This is a genomic window from Variovorax sp. P4_B11 (genome assembly GCF_056402355.1).
The window spans coordinates 61381-86040 of record NZ_JBFUHO010000019.1; the positions used below are offsets into that span (position 1 = coordinate 61381).

The following is a 24660-nucleotide window of genomic DNA, read 5'->3' on the forward strand; positions in this document are numbered from 1 at the left end:
GAACTCCTCAAGTTAATCATTGCTTTTGAAACGGACCCCAGTCCGGTTCCCGAATGTCTCCCGCCTGCCCCGCCAGCCGCGCCTTGATCTTCCCGTCCAGCGTGGTCGTCATCAGCGCCTCGCGGCCCTGGAGCTTGGTGGCATAGACGATCAACTTGCTGTTCGGCGCAAAGCTGGGATTCTCGTCGGCCGTGGTGTCGGTGATCGCCTGCACATTGCCGGTCGCCAGTTCCATCACGTGGAGTTTGAACCCGCCGCCCACGCGAGAGATGTAGGCCAGCCACCGGCCATCGCCGCTGACCGACGGAGAGATGTTGTAGGTTCCGCTGAAGGTGACCCGGGTCGGGTTGCCGCCGCCGGCGCCCATCTTGTAGATCTGCGGCGCGCCGCCGCGGTCGCTGACGAAGTAGATCGTGCCGCCGTCGGCCGAGTAGACCGGCTCGGTGTCGATGCTGTTGCTTTGCGTCAGCCGGCGCGGCTCGCCGCCACTGGAAGAGATGGTGTAGAGCTGCGAGCCGCCATCGCGGCTCAGCGTGACGGCGAGCGTGCCGCCGTCCGGCGCCCAGGCCGGCGCGCTGTTGGAGCCGCGGAAGTTCGCCACCAGTCGGCGCTGGCCGCTGGCCACGTTGTGCACGTAGACCACGGGCTTGCGCGATTCGAAGGACACGTAGGCCAACTGGCTGCCGTTCGACGACCAGGAGGGCGAAATGATCGGCTCCGGACTGGCAAGCGCCGCTTGCGCGTTCTCGCCGTCGGCGTCGGCCACCCACAGCGTGTAGCGCGTGCCGCCCTTGGTGACGTAGGCGATGCGGGTCGAGAAGATGCCCTTCTCGCCGGTGAGCTTCTCGTAGATGTAGTCGGCGATGCGGTGCGAGGCCAATCGCAGGTCACCCTGCGGGACCGTGTAGCTCTGGCCGCCGAGGTCTTGCCCGCGCACGACATCCCAGAGGCGGAAGCGGACATCGAAGCGGCCGTCGGCCAGCCGTGTCACGCTGCCGACCGCGAGCGAATCGGCGGTGCGCTGGCGCCAGAAGCTGAGGTCGGGACGCGAGCCTTCATCGAGTGCCTGGCCCGAGGCGTCGACGCCCCGGAACTGCCCACTGCGCTCGAGGTCGGCCAGCACGATCGCCGAGATCTTTTGCGGCGACGAGTCTTCGCCCCGGAACGGAGCGATCGCAATCGGCAGCTGCGTCACGCCAACACCCGTCACCTCGACCCGGAACTGGGCCAGCGCGGGAATCATGGGGGAGGCGGCGAGGGCCGCAATCAAGGTGCGGCGGCCGAAGAACGATGAAGAAGGGGTTGGGGCAAAGTCTTGCAACGGCTTTTTCATGCAGTTCGGAGAGGTTTCCGAGGATTAAGTTTCTTGTCTCGGATAAAACACCTCACATAGTACATCTTGCGATGGCCCTGCCGTCACAAAACGTGTATGAACCGGCCCGGTCCTACAGGATGCGCGCCGTAGAATGCGCCGCCATGCAGCCCTCCCCCGCCACCGATACGGTGCGCCCCCCCTTGACGCGACGACTCGCGCGCCTGATGACCTGGTTCGGTGGCTCGCGCCGCTGGTGGGCCGTGGGCATCGTGACCGCAGCGGTCGCCGCGCTCACCGAACCTCTCCTGGCGGCCATGCTGAAGCCACTGTTCGACCGCGGTTTCACGCGCGGACAGCTGGCGCTGTGGATCGTGCCGGTCGCGATCATCCTGCTGTTCCTGGTGCGCGGCGTGGCGCAATTCATTTCGCAATACGCCTTGGCGCGCATCGCCAACGACGGCATGCAGGGACTGCGGCGCATGTTGTTCAAGCGCCTGCTCGAAGCGGAACTGGGACTGTTCTCGCGCCAGTCGGCCAGCACCTTGGCGAACACGGTGGTCTACGAGGTGCAGACCGGCGCGCTGCTGCTGGTGCAGGCGCTGCTGAGCCTGTCGCGCGACGGCTTCGTGACCGTCGCGCTGCTGTTCTACCTGGTCTACCTGAACTGGAAGCTCACGCTGATCGTCGGCGTGATGGTGCCGGGCGTGGCCTGGATCATGAAGGTGCTGTCCAAGAGGCTCTACCACCTGACGCGCCTCGGCCAGCACGCCACCGACGAACTGGCCTACGTGGTCGAGGAGAACGTGCTCGCCCACAGGATGGTGCGCCTGCATCGCGCCGAAGCCAGCCAGAGCGAACGCTTCGAGCGGCTGAGCCACAGCCTCAATCGCCTGGCCGTGAAGTCGACCATCGCCCAGGCCGCGATGACGCCGCTCACCCAGCTCTTTGCCGCCTTCGCGCTGTCGATCGTCGTGATGATCGCGCTCTGGCAGGCCGGCGAGAAGGGACTGACCGTCGGCGGCTTCATCTCGTACGTGACCGCGATGCTGATGCTGATCGCACCGATCCGGCGCCTCGCCGACATGGCCAATCCGATCACACGCGGATTGGCGGCGCTCGAACGCGGCCTCGCACTGATCGACGAGGTCCCCTCGGAAATGCAGGGCCGGTTCGTGCTCGAACGCGCGGCCGGCCACATCGAATTGCGCCAGGTGCGCGTCAATTACCGCGGTGACGACGAGGCGCGCGCGCTCGATGGGGTCAGCCTCGCGATCGAGCCCGGCGAGGTGGTCGCCTTCGTCGGCCCTTCAGGCTCAGGAAAAACGACGCTGGTCAACCTGCTGCCGCGCTTCGTACTGCCCAGCGCCGGCGAAGTGCTGCTGGACGGCCACGAGGTCGGCGAATGGCAGCTGGCCAGCCTGCGCGCGCAGTTCGCCATGGTCAGCCAGGACGTGGTGATGCTCAACGACAGCCTGGCGGCGAACGTGGCGCTGGGTGCGGCGATCGACCGCGACCGGGTGCTCGAATGCATCGCTGCCGCCAATCTCACGGTGCATGTGGAGGCCCTGCCGCAGGGCATCGACACCGTGCTGGGCCACAACGCGACGCAGTTGTCGGGCGGCCAGCGCCAGCGGCTGGCCATTGCGCGGGCTCTCTACAAGAACGCGCCGATCCTTCTGCTCGACGAGGCCACGTCCGCGCTCGACACCGAATCCGAGCGGCAGGTGCAGGAGGCGCTGCAGCGCCTCATGCAGGGCCGCACCACGCTGATCGTGGCCCACCGCCTCTCGACCATCCAGCATGCCGACCGCATCGTCGTGATGGAGCACGGCCGCATCGCCGAGCACGGCACGCACGAACAGTTGATGGCGCTCGACGGCCTCTACGCGCGGCTGCAGACCAACGCCATCCGCACGGCGCCACCCGGACAAGCCGCGACCCTCTGACCGCGGCCGGCGCAGCCACGCCCGCTGGTGAAACACCGCGGAACTGGCTTTGCCAGGCCGCTGGTGTTGCCCCCGGTCGGGGGTGGGCGGCTACACGCAGTGAGCCAACCTGGGGGCGAGTTATAACAACACGATGTCGTACTGGCCTTGGCCCATCGCGGGCTCGGCCTGCAGCGAGATCGGCTTGCCGATGAAGTCGCTCAGGCCCGCCAGGTGCTGGCTCTCCTCGTCGAGGAACAACTCGATCACCTGTGGCGACGAGACGATGCGGAACTCGCGCGGCGTGAACTGCCGCGCCTCGCGCAGGATCTCGCGCAGCACGTCGTAGGCCACGCTGCGCGCGGTCTTCACGATGCCCTGCCCGTTGCAGGCCAGGCAGGGCTCGCACAGCATGTGGGCCAATGATTCGCGGGTGCGCTTGCGCGTCATCTCGACCAGGCCCAGTTGCGAGAAGCCACCGGCGGTGGTCTTCACGCGGTCGCGCGCGAGCTGCTTGCGGAACTCGGCCAACACCTGCTCGCGGTGGTCGTCGCGCGCCATGTCGATGAAGTCGACGATGATGATCCCGCCCAGGTTGCGCAGCCGCAGTTGCCGCGCGATCGCCTGTGCCGCCTCCAGGTTGGTCTTGAAGATGGTGTCGTCGAAGTTGCGCGCACCGACGAAGCCGCCGGTGTTGACGTCGACCGTGGTCAGTGCCTCGGTCTGGTCGACCACCAGGTAACCGCCCGACTTCAGGTCGACCCGGCGGCCCAGCGCCTTGGCGATCTCCTCGTCGATCGAGTAGAGGTCGAAGATCGGCCGCTCGCCCTTGTAGAGCTGCAGTTTGCCGGCCGCCTGCGGCATGAACTCGAGGCCGAACTTGAGCAGCGAATCGAACTGCTCGCGCGAGTCGATGCGGATGGTCTGCGTGTCCTCGCTGGTCATGTCGCGCAGCACGCGCTGCAGCAGGCTCAGGTCCTGGTGCAGCAGCGACATCGGCGGCATGCGCGCCGACAGCTCGCGGATGCGGGTCCAGGTCTTGCGCAAGTAGGCGATGTCCTCGGCCAACTCGGCGTCGCTCGAATCCTCGCCGTTGGTGCGCAGGATGAAGCCGCCGGTGTTGGCCGGCACCACGCCGCCGCTGTCGGCCGCCGCGGCGGCCTCGATCAGCGCCTGCATGCGGCCGCGCAACGCGTCGCGCAGGTCGGGCGGGATCTTCTGCGAGACGCCGATGTGGTTGTCCTGCGGCAGGAAGACCAGCAGCCGGCCGGCGATGCTGATCTGGGTCGACAGCCGAGCGCCCTTGGTGCCGATCGGGTCCTTGATGACCTGCACCAGCAGCGACTGGCCCTCGAACACCTGCTTCTCGATGGGCACCATGGCGCCGCCGTTGCGATGGTCGCGCTCGGGCGCCTGCGTGCTCGGCCGCGAACCCGGTGTGAAAGGCGCCACGATGTCGGCCACGTGCAGGAAAGCCGTGCGGTCGAGGCCGATGTCGATGAAGGCCGACTGCATGCCCGGCAGCACGCGCGACACCTTGCCCAGGTAGACGTTGCCGACCAGCCCGCGCTCCAGCGTGCGCTCCACATGGAGTTCCTGCACGGCGCCGTGCTCGACCAGCGCGACGCGGGTCTCCTGGGGGGACCAGTTGATCAGGATGTCTTGCATGTTGTTCTAGATCTCGAAGCCGGCCAGGCGCAGCAACGCCGCAGTCTCGAACATCGGGAGTCCCATGATGCCCGAATGCGAGCCGCTGATGTGTTCGATGAAGGCCGCGGCACGGCCCTGGATGGCATAGGCCCCGGCCTTGCCGAGGGGTTCGCCGCCGGCGACATAGGCAGCGATCTGCGCCGGGCCGATCGCCGCGAAGCGGACGTGCGAGACGTTCAGCGCAGCCAGCCGCCGGTCGCCATGCTGCAATGCGATGGCGGTCATCACGCGGTGCGTGCGGCCCGCCAGCAGCGCCAGCATGCGCTCGGCATCGGCGCCGTCCTCCGGCTTGCCGAGGATCGTGCGGCCGATCGCCACGGTGGTGTCGGCACACAGGATCGGAGCCGCCAACAGGCCGCGGCGCTCGCGCCGCAACACGGCGGCATCGAGCTTCAAGGCCGTGACGCGCTGCACGTAGGCGGTGGGCGATTCGCCGTGCTGCACGGCCTCGAGCGACTCGGTGTCCTCGTCGGCCATGGCCAGCAGCAGTTCATGCGACACACCGAGTTGCCCGAGCAGCTGGGCGCGGCGCGGACTCTGCGATGCGAGGTAGATGAAAGGGGAATCGGCGCTCACTGGAGTACCTTCGTGCTGCGCACTGCGGTGCGAGCTTGCTTGGGGCGGCCCGGCGCGGCGCTCATCAGGCAACCTCCATGCTGCGCGCTGCGGTGCGAGCGCCTTCGGGCGGCCGGGCGGCGCTCATTCGCGGTGGTACGGATGGCCGGCATTGACCGACCACGCGCGGTACAGCTGCTCGACGAGCAGCACGCGCGCCATCGCATGCGGCAGGGTCAGGTCGGACAGCCGGATGCGCTCGTGCGCAGCGGCCTTGAACGCGGGATCGAGCCCGTCGGGCCCGCCGATCACCAGCGCGACGTCATCGCCCTCGCCTTGCCAGGCTTGCAGGCGCGCAGCCAGCGCCTTGGTGGTCAGCGCCGTGCCGCGCTCGTCGAGGACGACGATGCGCATGCCCTTGGCGATCGCCGCCTCGATGCGCTCCCGCTCGGCGGCATACAGCGTCTCGAGCGTCTTGGAGCCGCGCGGCTCGGTCTTGACCGCGCGCAGTTCGAGCTTGAGTTCGGGCGGGAAGCGCTTGGCGTAGTCGTCCCAGGCGGTCTGCGCCCAGTCGGGCATGCGCTGCCCGACCGCGACCACCAGCAGCTTCATGACCTCGGCGAGGTCGTCTTGCGTGCGGCCTTCTTCGCTGCGGGAGCGGCCTTCTTCGCGGCCGCCTTCTTGGCCGGCGCCTTGTTGACCACCACGGTCTTCACCGGCGTCTTGGCCCCGGCGGTCTTGCGCGCCGCGGTCTTCTTGGCCGCGGGCTTCTGCTTCTCGAGCTTGGCGGCCTGCTCGGCGGAGCGGATCGCGGTCTTGGCGGCGCTGGAGCGGCGCAGCGAGGTGGGCGCCTTCTTGGCGGCAGGCGCCTTCTCTTCGCTGGCCTGGACGGCGGCCACCGGCTTGGCGGCGCCGAGCTTGGTGCGCACCGGCTTGTCGCCCCAGATCTCCTCGAGGTGATAGTAGCGGCGGATGGCAGGCTGCATGATGTGCGCCACGGCCGCACCGCAGTCGACGATGATCCACTCGCCGTTGGCCTCGCCCTCCACCCGCGGCTTGTGGAAGCCGGCATCGCGCACCGCATCGCGCACGCTGGAGGCCAGCGCCTTGGTCTGGCGGTTGGAGGTGCCCGAAGCGACGATCACGCGTTCGAACAGGGGCGAGAGATGTTCGGTGTCGAAAACCTGGATGTCCTGCGCCTTGACGTCCTCGAGCCCGTCGACGATGGCCCTCTGGAGTTTCTGGATGTCTTTTTTTGCGGCGGCTTCAGTGGTCATCAGGCGGGTCGGTAGAGGTGGTGTCTGTCAATATAGCGTGCAACCGCCGTCGGAACCAGACCACGGAGGTCCTCGCCACGCGCAGCGCGCGCCCGGATATCGGTCGCGCTGGTGTCCATCGGCTGGATTTGGAGTTGCTCGAATCGCGCGCCGGACGGCAGGGGTGCCAGCATTCCGGGATCGAATGGGCCGGAGGGGCCCGTGGCAGTTGCGCGATTTGCTACCGAAATTATAGCGGTCGCGAGAATCGCCTCGAAACCGTGCCAGCGCGGCAGCGACAAGGCCTGGTCGGCCCCCACGATCAGCACCAGATGAGCGCCGGGCAGGTCCTGCTGCAGTTCCCGCAGCGTGTCCAGCGTGTAGGTCGGGCCGGGACGCAGGATCTCGCGGGCGTCGACCACCACGCCGGGGATGGCGTCGAAAGCCAGTCGCGCCATGGCGAGACGGTCGTCGGCAGCGCTCAGCGTACGTTCCTTGTGCCACGCCTGCCCGGTCGGAAAGATGCGCAGCTCGGCCAGGCCCAGCTGCGCCAGCGCCGCCCGCACCAGGGCCACGTGCGCGTCGTGCGGCGGATCGAAGGCCCCGCCGAAGACACCGACGCGCGGTGGACTCAGAGCCATTCGCGCCGGATGATGAAGTCGCTGTACAGCGACGCCTCGGGGCTGCCCGGCTCGGGCTCCTGGCGATAGGCCCAGCTGGCCAGCGGCGGCATCGACAGCAGGATCGATTCGGTGCGTCCGCCCGACTGCAAGCCGAAGTGCGTGCCGCGGTCCCAGACCAGGTTGAACTCGACATAGCGGCCGCGCCGGTAGAGCTGGAAGGCGCGCTCGCGCTCGCCGTACGGCATGTCGCGGCGCCGCTCGACGATCGGCAGGTAGGCCGGCAGGAAGGCATCGCCGACCGAGCGCAGCAGCGCGAAGCTCTGTTCGAAGCCTCCCTCGGAAAAATCGTCGAAGAAGATGCCGCCGACACCGCGCTGCTCGTTGCGATGCTTCAAGGTGAAGTAGTCGTCGCACCAGGTCTTGAAGCGCGGGTACTTGTCATCGCCGAAAGGCGCCAGCGCATCGCGGCAGCCGCGGTGGAAATGCACCGCGTCTTCCTCGAAGCCGTAGCACGGCGTCAGGTCCATGCCGCCGCCGAACCAGCAGACCGGCGCGGAATCCTTCGGCAGCGCGGCCAGCATGCGGACGTTCATGTGGACGATCGGCACGTAGGGATTGCGCGGATGGAAGACCAGCGACACGCCCATCGCCTCGAATGGCGCGCCGGCGAGTTCGGGCCGGTGCTGGGTCGCCGAGGGCGGCAGGCGGGGCCCGCGCACCTGCGAGAAACCGCAACCGGCGCGCTCGAACAGCGCACCGCCCTCGAGGATGCAGGTCAGGCCGCTGCCCTGCAGCGGCTCGCCGGCTTCCTTCTGCCAGGGGTCGCGAACGCAGCGGCCGCCATCGGCCGCCTCGATCGCTTCGACGATGCGCTGCTGCAGGCCGCGCAGGTAGGCCGCCACCGCTTCCGGACGGGCCTCACCGGTGTCTGCGCTGCCTGGCATCAGGCCTGGGGGCTGCGTGCGTGGACCGCGCGGTGCCCGATGTCCTTGCGGTACTGGGCGCCGTCGAACTGGATGCGCGCCGCCACCGCGTAGGCGCGCTGCTGCGCCTGCTTGACGCTGTCGGCCAGCACCGTGACGCACAGCACGCGGCCGCCGCTGGTGGTGAGCTCGCCCCCATCGAGCGTGGTGCCCGCATGGAACACCACGGCGTCGGGCGCCTCGGGCGGAATGCCGCTGATGCGGTCGCCCTTGCGCGGCACCAATGGATAGCCGTGGGCGGCCATCACGACGCCGAGCGCCACACGGCGGTCCCACTCGAGCTCGACCTGGTCGAGCGTGCCGTCGGTCGCGTGCCAGAAGACTTCGAACAGGTCGGACTTGAGGCGCAGCATGATCGGCTGCGTTTCGGGGTCGCCCATCCGGCAGTTGAACTCCAGCGTCTTGGGATGACCCTTGGCGTCGATCATGAGCCCGGCATAGAGGAAGCCGGTGTAGGGAATGCCATCCTTCTCCATGCCGCGGATGGTCGGCAGGATGATCTCGCGCATCGCCCGCGCATGGACCTCGGCCGTGACCACCGGCGCCGGCGAGTAAGCGCCCATGCCACCGGTGTTGGGTCCCTCGTCGCCGTCCAGCAGGCGCTTGTGGTCCTGGCTGGTGGCGAGCGCCGTGACGTTCTTGCCGTCGCACAGCACGATGAAGCTGGCCTCCTCGCCCTGCAGGAACTCCTCGATCACGACCCGCGCGCCGCCCTCGTTGTGCGAGACGCCGAACTTGTTGTCGAGCAGCATGAAGTCGATCGCCTCGTGCGCCTCGGCCGGCGTGGTGGCGACCACCACGCCCTTGCCGGCCGCCAGCCCGTCGGCCTTGACCACGATCGGCGCGCCCTTGGCGTCGACGTAGGCATGGGCCGCCGCGGCGTCGGTGAAGGCCTCGTATTCGGCGGTCGGAATCGCGTGCCGCTTCATGAAGGCCTTCGAGAAGGCCTTGGAGCTTTCGAGCTGCGCCGCGGCCTGGGTCGGCCCGAAGATGCGCAGGCCGTGGGCGCGGAACTCGTCGACCACGCCGGCCGCCAGCGGCGCCTCGGGGCCGACCACGGTCAGGCCGATCTTTTCCTTCTGGGCCCAGGCCCGCAGCTCGGCCGGCGCCGTGAGGTCCACGCATTCGTAGCGCGTGTCGGAGCGCGTGCCGCCGTTGCCCGGCGCCACGCAGACCCGGCTGACGCGGTCGGACTGCGCCAGACGCCACGCCAGGGCGTGCTCGCGGCCGCCGCCTCCAATCACCAGTACCTTCATTCGCGGGCTTTCGTTCGCCGGGCCGTCATTCGGACAACGCGGCGTTGTGATAGACGTCCTGCACGTCGTCCAGGTCTTCCAGGACGTCGAGCAGCTTCTGCATGCGGGCGGCTTCTTCGCCCGCGAGCTCGATGGTGTTCTCGGCCCGCATCGTGACCTCGGCCACCTCGGGCTTGAGGCCCGCGGCCTCGAGGGCGTTCTTGACGGCCTCGAAATCAGCGACCGCGGTCAGCACCTCGATCGCGCCGTCGTCGTCGGCGACGACGTCCTCGGCACCGGCCTCGAGCGCCACTTCCATGACCTTGTCCTCGCTGGTGCCGGGCCCGAAGACGAACTGGCCGCAATGCTTGAACTGGAAGGCCACCGAGCCTTCGGTGCCCATGTTGCCGCCATGCTTGGAAAAGGCATGGCGCACTTCGGCGACGGTGCGCACGCGGTTGTCGGTCATGGTGTCGACGATGATGGCGGCGCCTCCGATGCCGTAGCCCTCGTAGCGGATCTCCTCGTAGTTGACGCCTTCGAGGTTGCCGGTGGCCTTGTCGATGTTGCGCTTGATGGTGTCGATCGGCAGGTTGACCGCCTTGGCTTTCTCGACCGCCAGCCGCAGCCGCGGATTGGCGCCCAGGTCGCCGCCGCCGGTGCGCGCGGCGACCATGATTTCACGGATGGCGCGGGTCCAGAGCTTGCCGCGCTTTTCGTCCTGACGGCCCTTCCGGTGCTGAATATTCGCCCATTTGCTATGTCCGGCCATGGCTCTATCTCTCGCAATATTGTGTTTTCAATCCAGGCAGCGAGTTTACTGTCCGGCGGGCGCAACTGCCGGGTCCGTCCGACAGGAGCGCCGATGCCTTTTTGGGATAATCCCCGCTTGATGCGCCTCCTGCACGACCCATTTCCCAGCCCACGCGCATGAACAATCCCCCGACGATTCCCGAATCCGCCCTGCCCGCGAGGGAGACTTGCGACGTGCTCGTGATCGGCGGGGGTGCCACCCATCCGCGCCCGACCTGCCATGCCTGGCAGCGGCGGCGCAACATCCGCGATCTCGGGCCGCTCGCCGGCGAAAACATCGTCGAGGCCCAATGACCGCACGAATCCCTCTTGGCGCACCGCCCTTGCGCGTGCAGCGCCTCAGCCTGACCGACAGCCTGGCCCTCGCGGCCGGCGCCGTCGCCCCTTTCGGTGCGCTCGGCTACGGCACGCCCCATGGCCTGGCCTGGATGCCGACCGTGAACGCCCGCGTACTGACCGGCGCCGCCGCGATGGCCGATGTCTGGCATGCCGGCGAGCACGTCGAGTCGGGCACCACCGGCGTGGTGCGCTGGCGCAGCGATGGCCACTGGACGCTCGGCGCCATCGACCTCGACGAGAGCGTCGAGCGGACCGGCGTCGCCGCGCTGGCGGAGCGCGCTTACCGCGATCTGTTCGCTGCGCTGGATGAGACCGGCTGCAGCCATCTGCTTCGGATCTGGAACTACCTGCCGCAGATCAACGGCGATGGCGGCGGCATGGAGCGCTACCGGCAGTTCAACGCCGGCCGGCAGCAGGCCTTCGTCGACGCCGGGCAGTCCGTCTTCGACGGCGCCCCGGCCGCCTGCGCCCTCGGCATCCACCAGGGCGCGCTGAGCATCCGCTTCCTGGCCGGCCATACGGCTGCGCTCGCGGTCGAGAACCCGCGCCAGGTCTCCGCCTACCGCTACCCGCCGGCCTACGGGCCGCGGGCGCCGACCTTCTCGCGCGCAGCACTGGCCGAGATCGGCGGCGGCGATGTCGCGCTCTTCATCTCGGGCACGGCGAGCATCGTCGGCCACGAGACCGTGCATGTGGGCGAACTGCTGCCCCAGGTGCACGAGACGCTGCGCAACCTTGCCGCCGTGATTGCGGCGGCCAACGCGCGCACCAGCGCCAGCTTCGACCTGGCGGCGCTCGACTGCGTGGTCTACGTGCGCCATGCCGCGGACGCCCCCCGGGTGCGGCAGGCCCTCGAAGAGGCGCTGGGCCCGGCAGCGCACACGGTGAGCCATGCGGTCTACCTCGAAGCCGACATCTGCCGCCAGGACCTGCTGGTGGAGATCGAGGCCCATGCGGTCGCACCCGGCGCACTGCGCGCCTGACGGTCCGGGCCTTTCATGAACCGGCTGCTTCGCCTGGGACTCTCGATCCCGTTCGCGCTGCCGCTGTACGCGCTGCTGCTGCTGCTCGGCGCCATCTCGCTGGTCTGGAACGTTCTTGCAATGCTGCTCTATCCGCTGCTGCCGGAAGCCACCGGCCGCGCACTCGGCCGCAGCGTGATCGCCCGCGCCTACCGGGTCTTCTGGGCCGCCGCCTCGTTCAGCGGCATGATGCGCATCGAGGCCGACTGCCTCGATGCCCTGCGCGACGAGCGCGGGCTGATCTTCGTCGCCAACCATCCGACCATGCTCGATGCCCTGCTGCTGGTGGCGCGCCTGCCGCGCAGCGCCTGCATCATGAAGGCCGACCTGATGCGCAACATCTTCCTCGGCGCGGGCGCCCGGCTGGCGCGCTACATCCGCAACGACTCGGCGCGCACCATGGTGCGCCTGGCGGTCGACGACCTGCGCAGCGGCGGCCAACTGGTGATCTTCCCCGAGGGCACGCGCACCGTGACGCCGCCGCTGAACACCTTCAGGCCGGGCGTCACGCTGATCGCCAAGCTGGCCCAGGCACCGATCCAGACCGTCTTCATCGACACCGATACGCCGTACCTGGGCAAGGGCTGGCCCCTGTGGCGCGTGCCGCCGCTGCCGATCGTGTTCCGCCTGAGCCTGGGCCAGCGCTTCGCGCCGTCGCAGGACAGCAACGCGCTGCTGCAGCAGATCGAACTCTATTACCGCCAATCCATGGAACAGCGCGCCCCCGAAGCGCGGCCCGCATGCCAGACGTCTCGCGCACCCACCTTGTCCTGATCCCGAGCTACAACACGGGCGAACGCCTGTTCTCCACGGTCAAGGCGGCACGCGCGCAATGGAATCCGGTGTGGGTGGTGGTGGACGGCAGCACCGACGGCACCGGAGAGCGGCTGCAGCGGATGGCCGAGGACGACCCCGGCCTGCGTGTCTGGCTCCTGCCGCACAACCAGGGCAAGGGTGCGGCGGTGCTGCGCGGACTGCGCGAGGCGCAGCAAGCCGGCTACACCCATGCGCTGACGATGGATTCCGATGGCCAGCACCCGGCGGACTTGATCCCGGCCTTCATGCGAGCCTCGCAGGATCGGCCCGAGACGATGGTGCTCGGGCGCCCGGTCTTCGATGCCAGTGCGCCGCTGCTGCGGGTGCGTGGGCGACGCGTCTCCAACGGCTGGACCCAGCTCGAGACGCTGTTCGCGGGCATCGGCGACTCGCTCTACGGCTTCCGCGTGTACCCGGTGGCGGACCTGATCGCGGTCATGGCACGGCAACCGTGGATGCGGCGCTTCGACTTCGACACCGAGGCTGTCGTGCGCCTGGCCTGGCGCGGCGTCAAGCCGGTCAACATCGATGCGCCGGTGAAGTACCTCACTGCCGAGGAAGGCGGTGTCTCGCACTTTCGCTACGGGCGCGACAACCTGCTGCTGACCTGGATGCACACGCGGCTGATGGTGGAGTTCGTGCTGCGGCTGCCTGGGTTGGTGATTCGCAAGCTGCGGCGGGCGCCGCCGTTTCAGGCTTGAGTTTGCGCGCGGCGGCGGCGGGCCTTTGAACACCCCTGAGCCCGGCATGCGGTGCGGGACGGGCGATCCCCTCTGCGCCGCTGAGCAGCGCAGCCTTTCGCGGATCAGGGCTCGCGACTGTTTGAGCGGAGCGAGTTTGAGCGAGACCCCGCGAAAGGCGAGCAGCGCAAGGGAGCCCGAAGGGCCGGCGCAGTGGGGTCGTTCGGCCCGTACCGCGTGACGGGCGCCCTTCCAAAGGGCGAAGAGCAACGAAACAAGCCCTAAATCATCCCGCCGTTGATCGAGATCACCTGCCCCGTGATATAGGCCGCCTCGTCGCTCGCCAGGAACCCAGCCAGCGAAGCAACCTCGTCAGGCGTCCCGGCGCGCTTCGCCGGCACCATCTGGTTGATCATCGCCGCGTCGAACACCCCATCCGCCATCGGCGACGAGATGATCCCCGGTGCGATCGCATTCACCGTCACGCCGCGCGCCGCCACTTCCAGCGACAGCGCCTTGGTCGCACTGTTGAGCGCCCCCTTGGCTGCGGCGTAGTTGACCTGCCCCCGGTTGCCGGTGAGCGAGGCCACGGAAGACATGTTGAGGATCCGGCCCCAGCGCGTGCGCAGCATCGGCAGCAGCAGCGGCTGCGTCACGCGGAAGAAGCCGTTGAGCGAGACATCGATCACCTTGTGCCATTGCTCGGGCCGCATGCCCGGCAGCACCGCGTCGTCGTGCACGCCGGCGTTGTTGACGATAACCTGCACCGGCCCGCCCTCGAGCAGGCGCTGGCAGGCCGCCTGCGCGGCCTCGTCGCTGCGCAGGTCGAAGACCACGCACTCGGCCTTGCCGCCGGCGGCAGCGATGGTCGCGGCCAGTTGTTCGACCGACTCGGGCCGCGAGTTGGCATGCAGCAGCACGCTGGCGCCGTCGCGCGCCAGGCGCTGGGCAATCGCCGCGCCCAAGGCGCCGCTGGCGCCGGTGATCAGGGCGCGTTTTCCGATGAGACTCATGCGTTGCTTTCCATGGCGAGCGGGGTGTTCAGGACGACGACGGCGCGGCCTTCGGCCAGGGCGCGGCCGGCGGCATCCTTGACCGCGAATTGATAGAGGATCTGGCTCACATCGCCCGTGAGCCGCTGGGCATGCACGTGCAGTTCGCCGTCGATGTCGTCGATGCGCGCCACGCTCAGCCGCACGTTGCGGGCGCTGGCCAGGAAACCGGCCGAGGGCTCGCTGCCCTCCGGCGCCAGCAAGCCGCCATGCAGCGCCATGGCCTGCGCCGCATATTCGATCAGGTTGGGCGACATCAATCCCGAGGCGGTGCGCAGCGGGTTGTCCGGATGCGCATGCGTGGCGGTCGTGCAATGGATCGCCTGCGCGTCCCAGGAGGCGAGCCGATCGAGCAGGCACATGGTGCCGCTGTGGGGAATGCGCCGGGCGATGCCGGCGCGGTCGAGGGTCTGGGGTGCGGTCATTCGGCTTCCTTGATATCGGCCACCAGCAGCACGTTGGCAAAGGGCGTGCCCGCGCTCATCGGAATGCTGCGGACCGTGAATCCCAGGCGCTCCAGCAGCGCCATCCAGGCGTCGAGCGGGCGGCCCCAGGTCGGCGACACGCGATGGCCCCGAATCCGCGTCACCGTGCGGTCGACCCACTGGCTGATCGCGAAGCCGCGGCGGCTGGCGGCATCGCCGACGCGCAGCAGCAGGCGTCCACCAGGCTGCAGGGCTTCGCGCACGCGGCGCAGCACGCCCTCTTGCGCGTCGAGGTCGACGTAGTGAAGCACGTCGAGGATCACGACCAGATCGCTGGGCGGCAGCTCGGCCCTGCACATGTCGGCACAGAGGAACTCCGGCGCCGGCTGCAGGTGTCCGATCGAGGCCTGGGCGCGCGCCACGTCCTTCGGCATCAGCTCGATGCCGGTGTAGCGGACGGAAGCCGGCGCCGCGGCCCAGGATGCGGGCCATGCGCCGGGCCGCGACTGCATCGTCTCGAGCGTCGCCAGAAGACTCGCGAACAGCCCCTGTCCGCAGCCGATGTCGACCACGCGGCGCCGGTGCACACCGATCAGGCCGCGTTCGATCAGTCCGCGAAAGACCGGATCGCGCCCCAGCTTGCCGCGCGCGAAGTTCCAGGCGAACTTGCCGGCCTGGCGGTACGGCGCGGTCGCGTGCGCGTGGATCTGGCGCCATGCGGCGTCCGTGGACACGGCGCCTGTCATGCGGCCAGGGCCTCGGGCAGCGTCACGGCGCGCAGGCCGTCGGTCCGCAGGCGCGCGAGCAGCGGCGGCAGAACCTCCAGCACCACGGCGCGCCCGTTGTCCGTTCGCGCGGCATGGCCGTCGTGCAGGAGCAGGATGTCGCCGGCCCTCAGGTCCTGCGTGAGCCGCGCCAGCACGGTGGCGGCGCTGCGCTCGCGGGTGTCGAAACCGCGCCGCGTCCAGCTGACCAGGCACAGGCCCAGCCGATGCAGCACCGGCGCCAGGAAGGGGTTGCGCAACCCGGCCGGTGCCCGGAAGCAACTCGCCCGCTCGCCGGTGACGTCGAACAGCAGTTGCTGGGCGCGTGCGATCTCCGCCTCGAAGCCGCGCGGCCCGAGCAGCGAGAAATTGTGACGATGCCGTGCCGTGTGGTTCTGGATGCTGTGGCCGCGGGCCACGATCTCGCGCGCCAGCGCCGGATGCGCGGCCACGCGCTCGGCGATGCAGAAGAAGGTGGCGCGCTGCCCGTGCGCGTCGAGCAGGTCGAGCACCTGCGGCGTGACCTCCGGATCGGGGCCGTCGTCGATCGTGATCGCGACCTCCCGCCGCGCCTCGGCGGCCGGCGGCAGCCGCGTCAGGTTCGGCCCCAGCAGGCTGCTGCGCGGCGTCAGGCCGGCGACGGTGATCAGCACGTGGTTCAGCAGCACGGCGCCGATGGCCCAGGGGATGGCACCGGGCACGGTCAAGGCGACTGCGAGGGCCAGCAGGTGCCAGCCGACGCTGGCACGCACCAGCGGCGGCCAGGGCCAGGGGCCGGAACGAAGGGCGGGAACGACGGAAGTCATGGTGCCGATTTTCCCATCAGCGACGGCCGCCTCGGGCCGGCGCCGGGGCACGCGCGAAAGCCGCCGACAGCAGCAGTGCCAGCAGCGCGCCGGGCGCCACCACGCGGCCGATCGAGGACAGGGCCGGGATGTCGGAAATCGCGATCAACGTGAAGGACACCACGGTCGTCAGATTGGCCAGCATCAGCGAAGCCAGCGTGTCCTCGTCGGCGCGGCCGGTTTCGCGCAGCTGGTCGAAGAACAGCGCGTAATTCGACCCGACTGCCACGATCAGCAGCAGTCCGACCAGATGCAGGATGCCGAGCGGCACCTGCAGGGCCGCCATGCCGCCGAGCGTGAGCACCACCGCCACCACCAGCGGCAAGCAGACCGCCAGCAGGCGGCGTCCCGATCGCAGCCAGAGGGCCAACAGCACCACCACCGCCAGGGCCCCCAGCATGACCTGCATGAAAGCCTCGCGCAGATAGCGCTTGTAGAGCCCGGACAGCTCGTCGCCGACATGGACCACCTGGACGTCGGACAGGCCGTCGAGCGCTGCGGACAGCCGTTTGGAGTCGAAGCCGGCCCCGGGATGCAGCGAGATCAGCGTCGACCAGCCGCCACCGGCACGCTCGAACATCAGCGCGCCGACCACCGCGTCCAGCGGCGTTCCCTGCAGGTCGGCGCGCCGGATCGTCGGCTGGGTCTTGGCCGCCTGGACATCGGCGATGAAGGGCTCCAGCCGCGAGGCCGGCAGCGGCAGGCCGTGGGTGGCTTCGACGAGGCGGCCGCGCAGGGTCGCGGCATCGGGCAGGCTCGCGATGCGCGCCGTCTGCGCCGCCTCGCTCGGCAGCACGCGGGTGACGATCTCGAAGCCGGCCAGTTCGCCCTTGTCGACCAATGCATCGAGGCGCTGGCCTGCCGCTTCGGTGCTGCGCAGGCTGGCCTGGACGTCGGCGCCGCGGACCACGATCAGCGTGCCGCCGTCGCTGGCGCCGATGTCCTCGCGCAGCTCGGCGTCGAGCGCCTGCATCGCCTTGGGCACCGGACTCATCGCGCCCAGGTCGGCGCGCCACAGGTAACCGCCCTGCCACAGCACCAGGCCCAGCGCCGCCACGCCGAGGCCCGAGAGCAGCCAGCGCAGGCGCGGCAGCCCGCGCACCAGGAAGCCCGCCAGCAGCGCCATCTGGCGCCGCATGCCCATGCCGGTGGCGCCATCCGGCGCCAGCACGGGCAGCACGTGGCGCGCCACCAGCGCCGCCGCGATCAGGCCCGCGATCGAGAACACGCCGAGCTGCGCCAGTCCCGGGAAACCCGAGAACACCAGGGCCGCGAAACCGCAGACCGAGGTCAGCAAGCCGAGGCGCACCGTGGGCCAATGGATGTCGCGCCAGCGCTGCCAGCCGGTGCCGGCGACGGCGGCGCCGCGCGCCTGGATCAGGTAGTAGATCGCGTAGTCGACGGTCTCGCCGATCAGCGTGCTGCCGAAGCCCATCGTCAGGCCGTGGACCTCGCCGAAGACCAGGCTCACCGCCGCCGTGCCGCCGGCCACGCCGGTGGCCACCGGCAGCAGCGCGATCACCAGCGCCCGCGGCGAGGCGAAAGCCAGCAGCAGCAAGGCGCCCATCACGATCCCGCCGACCACTGCCAGGTGGATGGCCTCGGACTTGATCTGGTCGCGGCTCTGCACCGAGAACACCGGGGCCCCGGTCATCTCGAGCTTCGGACCGGCTGCGGCCATGTCGCGAGTGGCGGCATCGAAGGCGCCTTGCACCGTTTCAATCGCCTGGGCGATGGCGTCGAGGTCGCTGCCCGCGGCGTGGCTGGTGGCCAGGATCAACGCCCGCGGCGTGCTGCGCGACACCCAGACGCCCTCCTCGCTGCGCGGCGAGCTTGCCGGAATCAGGCCTTCGGCAATGCGCTGCGTCTCGCCGGTCGGATCGCGCTCCAGCAACGGCTTGAGCGCATTGCCCGCCGGCGTGCCGAGCATCGACAGGCTGTCGACGATCGCGTCGCGCAGTCCGTTGGCGGTGAAGCGCTCGGGGGTCAGCGCGGGCGACAACAGATAGCGGTGCTCGAAGACCCAGGGGCCGGTGTCCTTCCAATCGCTGGCGTCACCGTTCTGGACCAGGTCGAACAGCCTGCTCCGGCGCATCGCGCCGGCCACCGCCCGCGACACCGCCGCGCGCTGCGCCGCATCGCGGCCGCCCTCGATGCCGATGAAGATCGTGCGCGAGGCGATGCCGCTTTGCAGCTGCTCGATCAGCACCTGCTGGCGCGCGTCGGGGCTGGCCGGCAGAAAGGCCGACAGGTCGGCGCTGAAGTGCGTGCGGGCGATCAGCGCAATGCCGGCGGCCAGCGCCAGCAGCCAGAGGCCGAGGGCCAGCGCAACGCGGCGGCGACCGGGTGCGGCGGCGCCTCGGGTCACGGGGCGGAGCGGGTGGACGTCGAGGCGGCAGCGTCGGCGCCGCGTTCGGGCGTGATGCGCATCACCGAGCGATCGCCGCCGATGAACTCCATGTCGATCCCCAGCACCTCGCCGCCGCGGCCGCTGAGGCGCATCGAGCGCACCTGGGCTGCCAGGCGCGGGTCGATCGGCTCCAGGTCCAGGGTCCAGCCGCCGGCGGAGCCCGACAGCGTGCTGCGGAAATAGCGCTGCAGGCCCTGGGTGTTGCCGCTGAGGGTGCCCCGCAGGGCTTCGACCATGCCGAGCAGCTCGGGCATGCTGTCCAGGGCCAGCGTGCGGGTGCGGCCGCTGCGCGACAGGGTCAGCGTGTTGCCTTCGACGCTCATCGTCTCCGGCCGCGGCGACAGCGTGCGGCGCATCAGCCGATCCGGAGCGGTGAAGCTCAACACGCCGCTGGCGTCCAGCGGGCCCTCGAGGCCGCGAACGAAACGCTGTTCGGTGAATCGCGCCTCGCCGCTCTTCTGCTGCGCCAGCAGGCCCATCAGTTCAGGCAGGTCGAAGGCCCAGGCGGACGCATGGAGGGATGCACCCAGCGCCAGGGCCGCGAGCAGCGCCCTGCCCCAGCGTTCAATGCGGATCTTCGAGCCAGAAATCATGAAAGTTGAACCAGTTGTACGGGTAGGCGCGGCACAGGGCCTCGAGCCGCGCCACATAGGCTTCGAGCGCAGCGCGGATGCGCCGTTCCCGCTCGGCGGGGTCGCTCACGCGCTCGCTGAAGTCGGCCAGCGGCTCGAACAGCACATCGTAGCGGGCGCCGCCCACGTACAGACCCGCCATGAAGAAGACCTTGCGTCGCAGCAAGGCGGCCAGCCGGAAAGGCCCGTCGTTGAACAGCGCCGGCTGGCCGAGGAAGGAGACCTCGATGCTGCTGCCACGCTGCTGGCCCGCTTCTTCGGGCCCGGCCAGCGTGCGGTCGGCCAGCAGCCCCGCGAGGCCACCGCCATCGAGCCAGTCGCGCAGCGCCAGCATCGAGTGCGGCCGGCCGAGGGCGATGACGTGCGGCCGAAGCTCGGGCAGGCTGATGGCATTCAGCACCGCGTTGATCTGCTGCGCGTTGTCGGGGTACATGAGCATCGCCGGCCGCAGGTCGGCCGGATCGGGGGCGCGGTGTTTGCAGGCCCCCAGCGCCTCGAAGCTGCCGACGTGCGCGCCGAGCAGGAAGGCGCCGCGGCCGGCTTTCACCTCGACCTCGACCGGCGTGTTGCCGTAGACGCGGATGTCGAACAGGTCCATCCGCCCGCGAAGGAAATAGAGCCGGTCGAGCACGGTCGAGGCGAAGGCATGCAGCAGACGATAGCCGTCGGCCCAGCCGGCCTTGGGGCCGATGGCCCGGAACAGGTAGCGCTTGATGTGGCGCCGCGGGGTCGGCGAGAACAACAGGAAATAGAGCGAGATCGGGTGCAGGATCAGTCGCGTCAGCGGCCGCCCGCACAGGATCGCGATCGCACAGATGATGCGCAGCGCCAGCAGGTTGCTGCGCTCCGGCGCGCGCGACCAGTCGGCCCTTCGGCTCATAAGGCAAGCTCCGTGCTTCGCACCGCGGTATTCGCCTTGGGAGCGGCCCTCATGGACTCGCGCCAGGCACCCAGCGTCCACTGACCGCCACCACGTCGCCGCAGCGGACCTCGAATTTCAGGCCGCGCGAGGCGCCGGTCTCCGGCAGCAGGTCGATCACGAGGCTGCTGCCCGGGCGCACGGGCGCCAGGAACTTGGCCGCGGCCAGCGTCGGCTCGGCGCCGATGCGCGCCGCGAGCGCCGGCACGCCGCGCACGGCTTCCAGCACTTCCGACAGCAGCAACGCCCCCGGCAGCAGCGGCTGGCCGGGAAAGTGGCCGGCAAAGGCCGGGTGGTCCGTCGGCACTTCGCGCGTGACCTGCACCGGCGTGCCGTCGGCGGCCAGCTGCGCCAAGGCGAACTCGCGCAACGCGCGCGCCGTCAGCTTGCCCGTGCCCTCGCGCGGGAAGGCCGCCACGTGAACCACGCGGCGCGGCACGAACACCGCCTCGACCCGTTCGCGAAGCGCCGCGATGATGGCGTGGGGATCCAGCTGGGGGGCCACCACGAAGGCCACCGGCCGCACGACGCCGTCGGCCACCTCGTCGGGCAGCCAGAAGGCGCCGTCCTCGACGCCGGGGATGCTGTTGAGGTGATGGTTCAGGTAGCCCAGCGAACTGCGCCGCCCAGCGACGTGGATCAGGTCGTTGGCACGGCCGAGCAGGCGAAAGCGCCGGTCGTCCACCAGTTCCAGAATGTCGGCCATGGGCGTCGGTTCCGGGATGAAATCACCCGAGAAGACAAAGCGCTCGGCGCCGCCCGCGTCATGCTCCGCATGCACGCGGATCTCGCCGAAGGTCTCCCAGACCTCGCCCTGCGTCGGCCGGCGGGTGGCGACCTGGCCCGATTCGGTGCTGCCGTAGATCTCGATCAGCACGCCCCCCATGGCCTGCTCGGCCTGGGCCGCCAGCTGCGGCGACAGCGGCGCGGTGGCCGACAGGATCAGGTCCACCGGCGGCAGCGCGATGCCCGAAAGCAACAGCGTCTTGAGATGGAAGGGCGTGGTCACGAGCGCCCGCGGCTGCGGCACCGAGGCCAGCGCCTCGGCCACGTCGGCGGGGAAGAAGGGCCGGCCGCTGTCGAAGGCGGCGCCGCCCAGCAGCGCCAGCAGCACCGAGGATTCGATCCCGTAACTGTGCTGCACCGGCACCGTGGCGACCAGCGTCAGGCCGGCGAGCGTGGGCCGATCGAGCAGAGCGGCCAGCCGATCGACCGCGGCCTTGACGTCGCCGACCAGGGTGCCCCAGGTCTTGGCGTGCGGCTGCGGCGCACCGGTCGAGCCGGAGGTCAGCAGGCTCACCGCGTGCATGCCGGCAGCGATGGCCGGCAGCGCCGGCTCGGGCCCACCGGCAACGGGCGGACGGTCCTCGATCAGAACGCGCGGCAGGCCCGGGGTCTCGAGCTTCGGGTCGTCGATCACCGCATAGGCCGGATCACCCGCCTCGTGCAGCCGCGCCAGCGTGTCGGGACGCGCATCCGGGGGCAGCAGGCTCGCTTCGCCGCGCAGCAGGGCCGCCGCCAGCCCGACCGCGAAGGCATAGCGGTCGACGCACAGGTTGACGACCGGGCCGCCGGGCAGCAGCTCAGGGGCGAAACGCGCCACGTCGGCGAGGAACTCGCGCGCGCTCACCGGCGTGCCGGCACGCCATGCGAGGGGCTGGTCGAGATCGCGTTGGGCCAGCAGCGGCAGGAAGGATTCGAGGCTCAAGGGATTCGTCAATTCAGCGCCGCGCGGTGTGATCCGCCGACGCACCATAGAAGGCGCGCACCGCATCGATCAGGCGGGTGCGCTCGAATTCGGGATGCAGCCGGTAGCGCAGCAGGTACTCGCCGACGAACAGGCCGGCCACCATGAGCGGCGTCAGCAGGTTGGCCAGCACCGACCAGGCGGCGAACGAGAAGCGGGCATAGACCGCGATCGAGGCCACCACCATCAAGGCGAAATAAAGTGTCCAGACCCATGTGACCTGGGCGGTATAGACGCGCATGGCGGGCGACAGCGGATGCACGCGCTGGGCGAACTGGCCGATCAGCGACAGCCGGTCGCCGCGCAGCGTGCCGCCGAACCAGCCGCACAGCAAGGCGTTGATGCCGGCATGCTGCAGCACGTAGAGTCGATTCGGATCGCCGGCCTCGCCAAGCAGCACCAGCGCGAACACCGCCACGCCGGCCAGTCCGGCCAGCGACAGCCCCCAGCTGCCGAAGCGGCTGCCTGCGAGACCCAGCGCGGTCAGCCACAGCGGTCCGAGCAGCACCACCACGGCCCAGGGCTCGGCCGCGTGGTAGAGCATCATCCAATGCGAGACACAGGCATAGCCGACACCCGCCAGCAGCAGGAGCGCCATGCGCCAACGCGACATCGGTCAGGAAGTGCCGCGGTGCGCCGCGACATGCGCCGCCAGACTGCGCAGCGACTCGAAGATCTGCTGGTTGCGCTCGTCGTCGGAGCGCAGCTGGAAGCCGTACTTGCGAGACACCTCCAGCGCGACTTCCAGGATGTCGATCGAATCGAGCCCGAGCCCTTCGCCGTACAGCGGTGCCGTCGGCACGATGTCGGCCGGCGCAACCTCGAGGTTGAGCGACTCGACCAGGAGGACAGCCAATTCATTCTCGAGGGGTGACTGTTCGGAGGCGTCGCCAGCGGCGGGAACGGGGGATTGGGCAGTCGATGACAAAGGAGAACTCCGGGGTGCTGGTGGGAATTGTCGCAAGGGGTAAGCAAAAGATCCCCCCGGGGGACCGGAGGAAGCTTCGCATGGGGTCGCGATTATAGGAGGCCGGCTTCGATAGACTGAGCCCCTTCGAACGACCGGAAACTCCCATGGCCGACCCTCTCCTCATCGCCCGCCACGGCAGCATCGACTGCAGCTTGCTGCCGGGGCTGACCAACCGACACGGGCTGATCACCGGCGCCACCGGCACCGGCAAGACCGTCACCCTCCAGACCATCGCCGAAAAGCTCTCGTCGATCGGCGTACCGGTGTTCATGGCCGACGTCAAGGGCGACCTCACCGGCACCAGCCAGCCGGGCAGCATCGGCGCGAAGATGGGCGCCACGCTGAAGGAGCGCGGGCTCGACCTGCCGCCGCCCCTGGCCTGCCCCGTCACGCTGTGGGATGTGTTCGGCGAGCAAGGCCACCCGGTGCGCGCTACCGTGTCCGACATGGGCCCGCTGCTGCTGGGCCGAATGCTCAACCTGAACGAAACGCAGTCGGGCGTGCTGAACCTGGTGTTCAAGATCGCCGACGACAACGGCCTGCTGCTGCTCGATCTCAAGGACCTGCGCGCGATGCTGCAGCACGTCGGCGAGAACGCCAGCCAGTTCACGACCGAGTACGGCAACATCAGCGCCGCCAGCGTCGGCGCGATCCAGCGCGGCCTGTTGTCGATCGAAAGCCAGGGCGGCGACAAGTTCTTCGGCGAGCCGATGCTCAACATCGCCGACTTCATGCAGTCCGTGGACGGCAAGGGGGTGATCAACATCCTGGCGGCCGACAAGCTGATGAACTCACCGCGGCTCTACGCCACCTTCCTGTTGTGGATGCTGTCCGAGCTGTTCGAGCAGCTGCCGGAAATCGGCGACCCGGAGCAACCCAAGCTGGTGTTCTTCTTCGACGAGGCCCATCTGCTCTTCAACGAGGCGCCCAAGGCGCTGGTCGAACGCATCGAACTGGTGGTGCGGCTGGTGCGCTCCAAGGGCGTGGGCGTGTTCTTCGTCACCCAGAACCCGCTGGACATCCCGGATTCGGTGCTGGCCCAGCTCGGCAACAGGGTGCAACACGCGTTGCGGGCCTTCACGCCGCGCGACCAGAAGGCGGTCAAGTCGACCGCGACGACGATGCGGCAGAAGCCCGGGCTGGACATCGAAGCGGCAATCACCGAGCTCGCGGTCGGCGAGGCGCTGGTGAGCTTCCTCGACGACAAGGGCCGGCCCAGCGTCACCGAGCGGGTTTACGTGCTGCCGCCTGGCAGCCAGATCGGGCCGATCACGCCGGCCCAGCGTCAGGCGCTGATCGCGAATTCGCTGGTGGCCGGCGTCTACGAGAAATCGGTCGACCGCGAGTCGGCCTACGAGAAGCTCAAGGGCCGTGCCGCGACCGCCCCCGACGCACCGGCCGCCGCGGGCAAGCCCGGCGCTGCGGCGCCGCAGGAATCCGGCGGCGTGATGGGCAGCCTCAACGAGATCCTGTTCGGCTCGACCGGCCCGCGCGGCGGCAAGCACGACGGCCTCGCCCAGACGATGGCGAAGTCGGCCGTGCGGACCATGGGCACCACGGTCGGGCGCGAGATCCTGCGCGGCGTGCTCGGCGGCATCTTCGGATCGAAGACTCGACGCTAGCC

At 69.5% G+C, this 24660-nt stretch carries 25 protein-coding genes; 6 read left to right on the forward strand and 19 right to left on the reverse strand.

The genetic code is table 11. The features are described from left to right. Positions 1-16: 16 nt before the first annotated feature. Positions 17-1243 (reverse strand): Tol-Pal system beta propeller repeat protein TolB, encoded by a 1227-nt coding sequence (tolB, locus tag AC1DYD_RS18310; RefSeq protein WP_478174220.1) that lies wholly within the window; start codon positions 1241-1243, stop codon positions 17-19. 233 nt (positions 1244-1476) lie between these two features. Between tolB and msbA the strand changes: the two genes are divergently transcribed. Continuing rightward, on the forward strand, positions 1477-3261 hold the full coding sequence (gene msbA / locus AC1DYD_RS18315; RefSeq protein WP_478174168.1) for a lipid A export permease/ATP-binding protein MsbA: 1785 nt from the start codon (positions 1477-1479) through the stop codon (positions 3259-3261). A gap of 120 nt (positions 3262-3381) precedes the next feature. Here msbA and rng read toward each other — a convergent pair whose 3' ends face one another. From rng to AC1DYD_RS18355, 8 genes are all read right to left on the reverse strand, one after another. Next, on the reverse strand, positions 3382-4908 hold the full coding sequence (gene rng, locus AC1DYD_RS18320) for a ribonuclease G (RefSeq protein WP_478174169.1): 1527 nt from the start codon (positions 4906-4908) through the stop codon (positions 3382-3384). Positions 4909-4914: 6 nt separating this feature from the next. Then, entirely contained in the window at positions 4915-5526 is a 612-nt protein-coding gene (locus AC1DYD_RS18325) for a Maf family protein (protein ID WP_478174170.1), read from the reverse strand. Positions 5527-5649: 123 nt separating this feature from the next. Next, the gene (gene rlmH / locus AC1DYD_RS18330; protein WP_093107651.1) at positions 5650-6117 is read right to left on the reverse strand and encodes a 23S rRNA (pseudouridine(1915)-N(3))-methyltransferase RlmH; all 468 of its coding nucleotides are present in this window, start codon (positions 6115-6117) and stop codon (positions 5650-5652) included. Then, positions 6114-6782 carry a ribosome silencing factor gene (gene rsfS, locus AC1DYD_RS18335; RefSeq protein WP_478174171.1) on the reverse strand — a complete coding sequence of 223 codons (669 nt, stop codon included), beginning with the start codon at positions 6780-6782 and terminating at the stop codon, positions 6114-6116. The genes rlmH and rsfS overlap by 4 nt, the downstream gene beginning before the upstream one ends. Further along, positions 6782-7402, reverse strand: coding sequence for a nicotinate (nicotinamide) nucleotide adenylyltransferase (nadD, locus tag AC1DYD_RS18340; RefSeq protein WP_478174172.1), 621 nt, complete (start codon positions 7400-7402; stop codon positions 6782-6784). Before nadD ends, rsfS begins: the two co-directional genes overlap by 1 nt. Next, positions 7393-8328, reverse strand: coding sequence for an oxygen-dependent coproporphyrinogen oxidase (gene hemF, locus AC1DYD_RS18345; protein WP_478174173.1), 936 nt, complete (start codon positions 8326-8328; stop codon positions 7393-7395). The genes nadD and hemF overlap by 10 nt, the downstream gene beginning before the upstream one ends. After that, positions 8328-9623 (reverse strand): phosphoribosylamine--glycine ligase, encoded by a 1296-nt coding sequence (gene purD / locus AC1DYD_RS18350; protein WP_478174174.1) that lies wholly within the window; start codon positions 9621-9623, stop codon positions 8328-8330. Before purD ends, hemF begins: the two co-directional genes overlap by 1 nt. 25 nt (positions 9624-9648) lie before the next feature. Next, entirely contained in the window at positions 9649-10374 is a 726-nt protein-coding gene (locus AC1DYD_RS18355; protein ID WP_478174175.1) for a YebC/PmpR family DNA-binding transcriptional regulator, read from the reverse strand. Positions 10375-10532: 158 nt separating this feature from the next. Here AC1DYD_RS18355 and AC1DYD_RS18360 point away from each other — a divergent pair, with 158 nt between their 5' ends. The 4 genes from AC1DYD_RS18360 to AC1DYD_RS18375 are packed head-to-tail and all read left to right on the forward strand — an operon-like array spanning position 10533 to position 13293. Beyond that, positions 10533-10709: a hypothetical protein gene (locus tag AC1DYD_RS18360; RefSeq protein WP_478174176.1), complete on the forward strand. Its 177-nt coding sequence runs from the start codon at positions 10533-10535 to the stop codon at positions 10707-10709. Beyond that, positions 10706-11737, forward strand: a complete 1032-nt coding sequence (locus tag AC1DYD_RS18365; RefSeq protein ID WP_478174177.1) for a chorismate transformation FkbO/Hyg5 family protein — start codon at positions 10706-10708, stop codon at positions 11735-11737. Before AC1DYD_RS18360 ends, AC1DYD_RS18365 begins: the two co-directional genes overlap by 4 nt. A 15-nt stretch (positions 11738-11752) precedes the next feature. Then, complete coding sequence (locus tag AC1DYD_RS18370; RefSeq protein ID WP_478174178.1) at positions 11753-12550, forward strand: lysophospholipid acyltransferase family protein; 798 nt, start codon at positions 11753-11755, stop codon at positions 12548-12550. Continuing rightward, positions 12517-13293, forward strand: a complete 777-nt coding sequence (locus AC1DYD_RS18375) for a glycosyltransferase family 2 protein (protein ID WP_478174179.1) — start codon at positions 12517-12519, stop codon at positions 13291-13293. Before AC1DYD_RS18370 ends, AC1DYD_RS18375 begins: the two co-directional genes overlap by 34 nt. Before the next feature lie 260 nt (positions 13294-13553). Here the strand turns inward: AC1DYD_RS18375 and fabG are convergent, their stop codons facing one another. The 10 genes from fabG to AC1DYD_RS18425 are packed head-to-tail and all read right to left on the reverse strand — an operon-like array spanning position 13554 to position 22994. Then, on the reverse strand, positions 13554-14285 hold the full coding sequence (fabG, locus tag AC1DYD_RS18380; RefSeq protein ID WP_478174180.1) for a 3-oxoacyl-ACP reductase FabG: 732 nt from the start codon (positions 14283-14285) through the stop codon (positions 13554-13556). Beyond that, complete coding sequence (locus tag AC1DYD_RS18385; protein ID WP_478174181.1) at positions 14282-14749, reverse strand: hotdog family protein; 468 nt, start codon at positions 14747-14749, stop codon at positions 14282-14284. The genes fabG and AC1DYD_RS18385 overlap by 4 nt, the downstream gene beginning before the upstream one ends. Continuing rightward, on the reverse strand, positions 14746-15495 hold the full coding sequence (locus tag AC1DYD_RS18390) for a class I SAM-dependent methyltransferase (RefSeq protein ID WP_478174182.1): 750 nt from the start codon (positions 15493-15495) through the stop codon (positions 14746-14748). The genes AC1DYD_RS18385 and AC1DYD_RS18390 overlap by 4 nt, the downstream gene beginning before the upstream one ends. Further along, positions 15492-16319: a polysaccharide deacetylase family protein gene (locus AC1DYD_RS18395; RefSeq protein ID WP_478174183.1), complete on the reverse strand. Its 828-nt coding sequence runs from the start codon at positions 16317-16319 to the stop codon at positions 15492-15494. The genes AC1DYD_RS18390 and AC1DYD_RS18395 overlap by 4 nt, the downstream gene beginning before the upstream one ends. Positions 16320-16335: 16 nt before the next feature. Continuing rightward, positions 16336-18726 carry an MMPL family transporter gene (locus tag AC1DYD_RS18400; RefSeq protein WP_478174184.1) on the reverse strand — a complete coding sequence of 797 codons (2391 nt, stop codon included), beginning with the start codon at positions 18724-18726 and terminating at the stop codon, positions 16336-16338. Beyond that, the gene (locus tag AC1DYD_RS18405; protein ID WP_478174185.1) at positions 18723-19361 is read right to left on the reverse strand and encodes a LolA-related protein; all 639 of its coding nucleotides are present in this window, start codon (positions 19359-19361) and stop codon (positions 18723-18725) included. Before AC1DYD_RS18405 ends, AC1DYD_RS18400 begins: the two co-directional genes overlap by 4 nt. Next, positions 19333-20280 (reverse strand): acyl-CoA synthetase, encoded by a 948-nt coding sequence (locus tag AC1DYD_RS18410; protein WP_478174186.1) that lies wholly within the window; start codon positions 20278-20280, stop codon positions 19333-19335. The genes AC1DYD_RS18405 and AC1DYD_RS18410 overlap by 29 nt, the downstream gene beginning before the upstream one ends. A gap of 49 nt (positions 20281-20329) precedes the next feature. Next, on the reverse strand, positions 20330-22027 hold the full coding sequence (locus AC1DYD_RS18415) for an AMP-binding protein (RefSeq protein ID WP_478174187.1): 1698 nt from the start codon (positions 22025-22027) through the stop codon (positions 20330-20332). A gap of 13 nt (positions 22028-22040) precedes the next feature. Next, positions 22041-22664 carry a COG4648 family protein gene (locus AC1DYD_RS18420; RefSeq protein WP_478174188.1) on the reverse strand — a complete coding sequence of 208 codons (624 nt, stop codon included), beginning with the start codon at positions 22662-22664 and terminating at the stop codon, positions 22041-22043. An 18-nt stretch (positions 22665-22682) separates the two neighbouring features. Next, positions 22683-22994: a phosphopantetheine-binding protein gene (locus AC1DYD_RS18425; RefSeq protein WP_286504364.1), complete on the reverse strand. Its 312-nt coding sequence runs from the start codon at positions 22992-22994 to the stop codon at positions 22683-22685. Between the two features lie 146 nt (positions 22995-23140). On the opposite strand from AC1DYD_RS18425, the gene AC1DYD_RS18430 reads away from it, so the two are divergent. Beyond that, a complete protein-coding gene (locus tag AC1DYD_RS18430) occupies positions 23141-24658 on the forward strand; it encodes a helicase HerA-like domain-containing protein (protein WP_478174189.1) in 1518 nt (505 codons plus the stop codon). Positions 24659-24660: the final 2 nt, after the last annotated feature.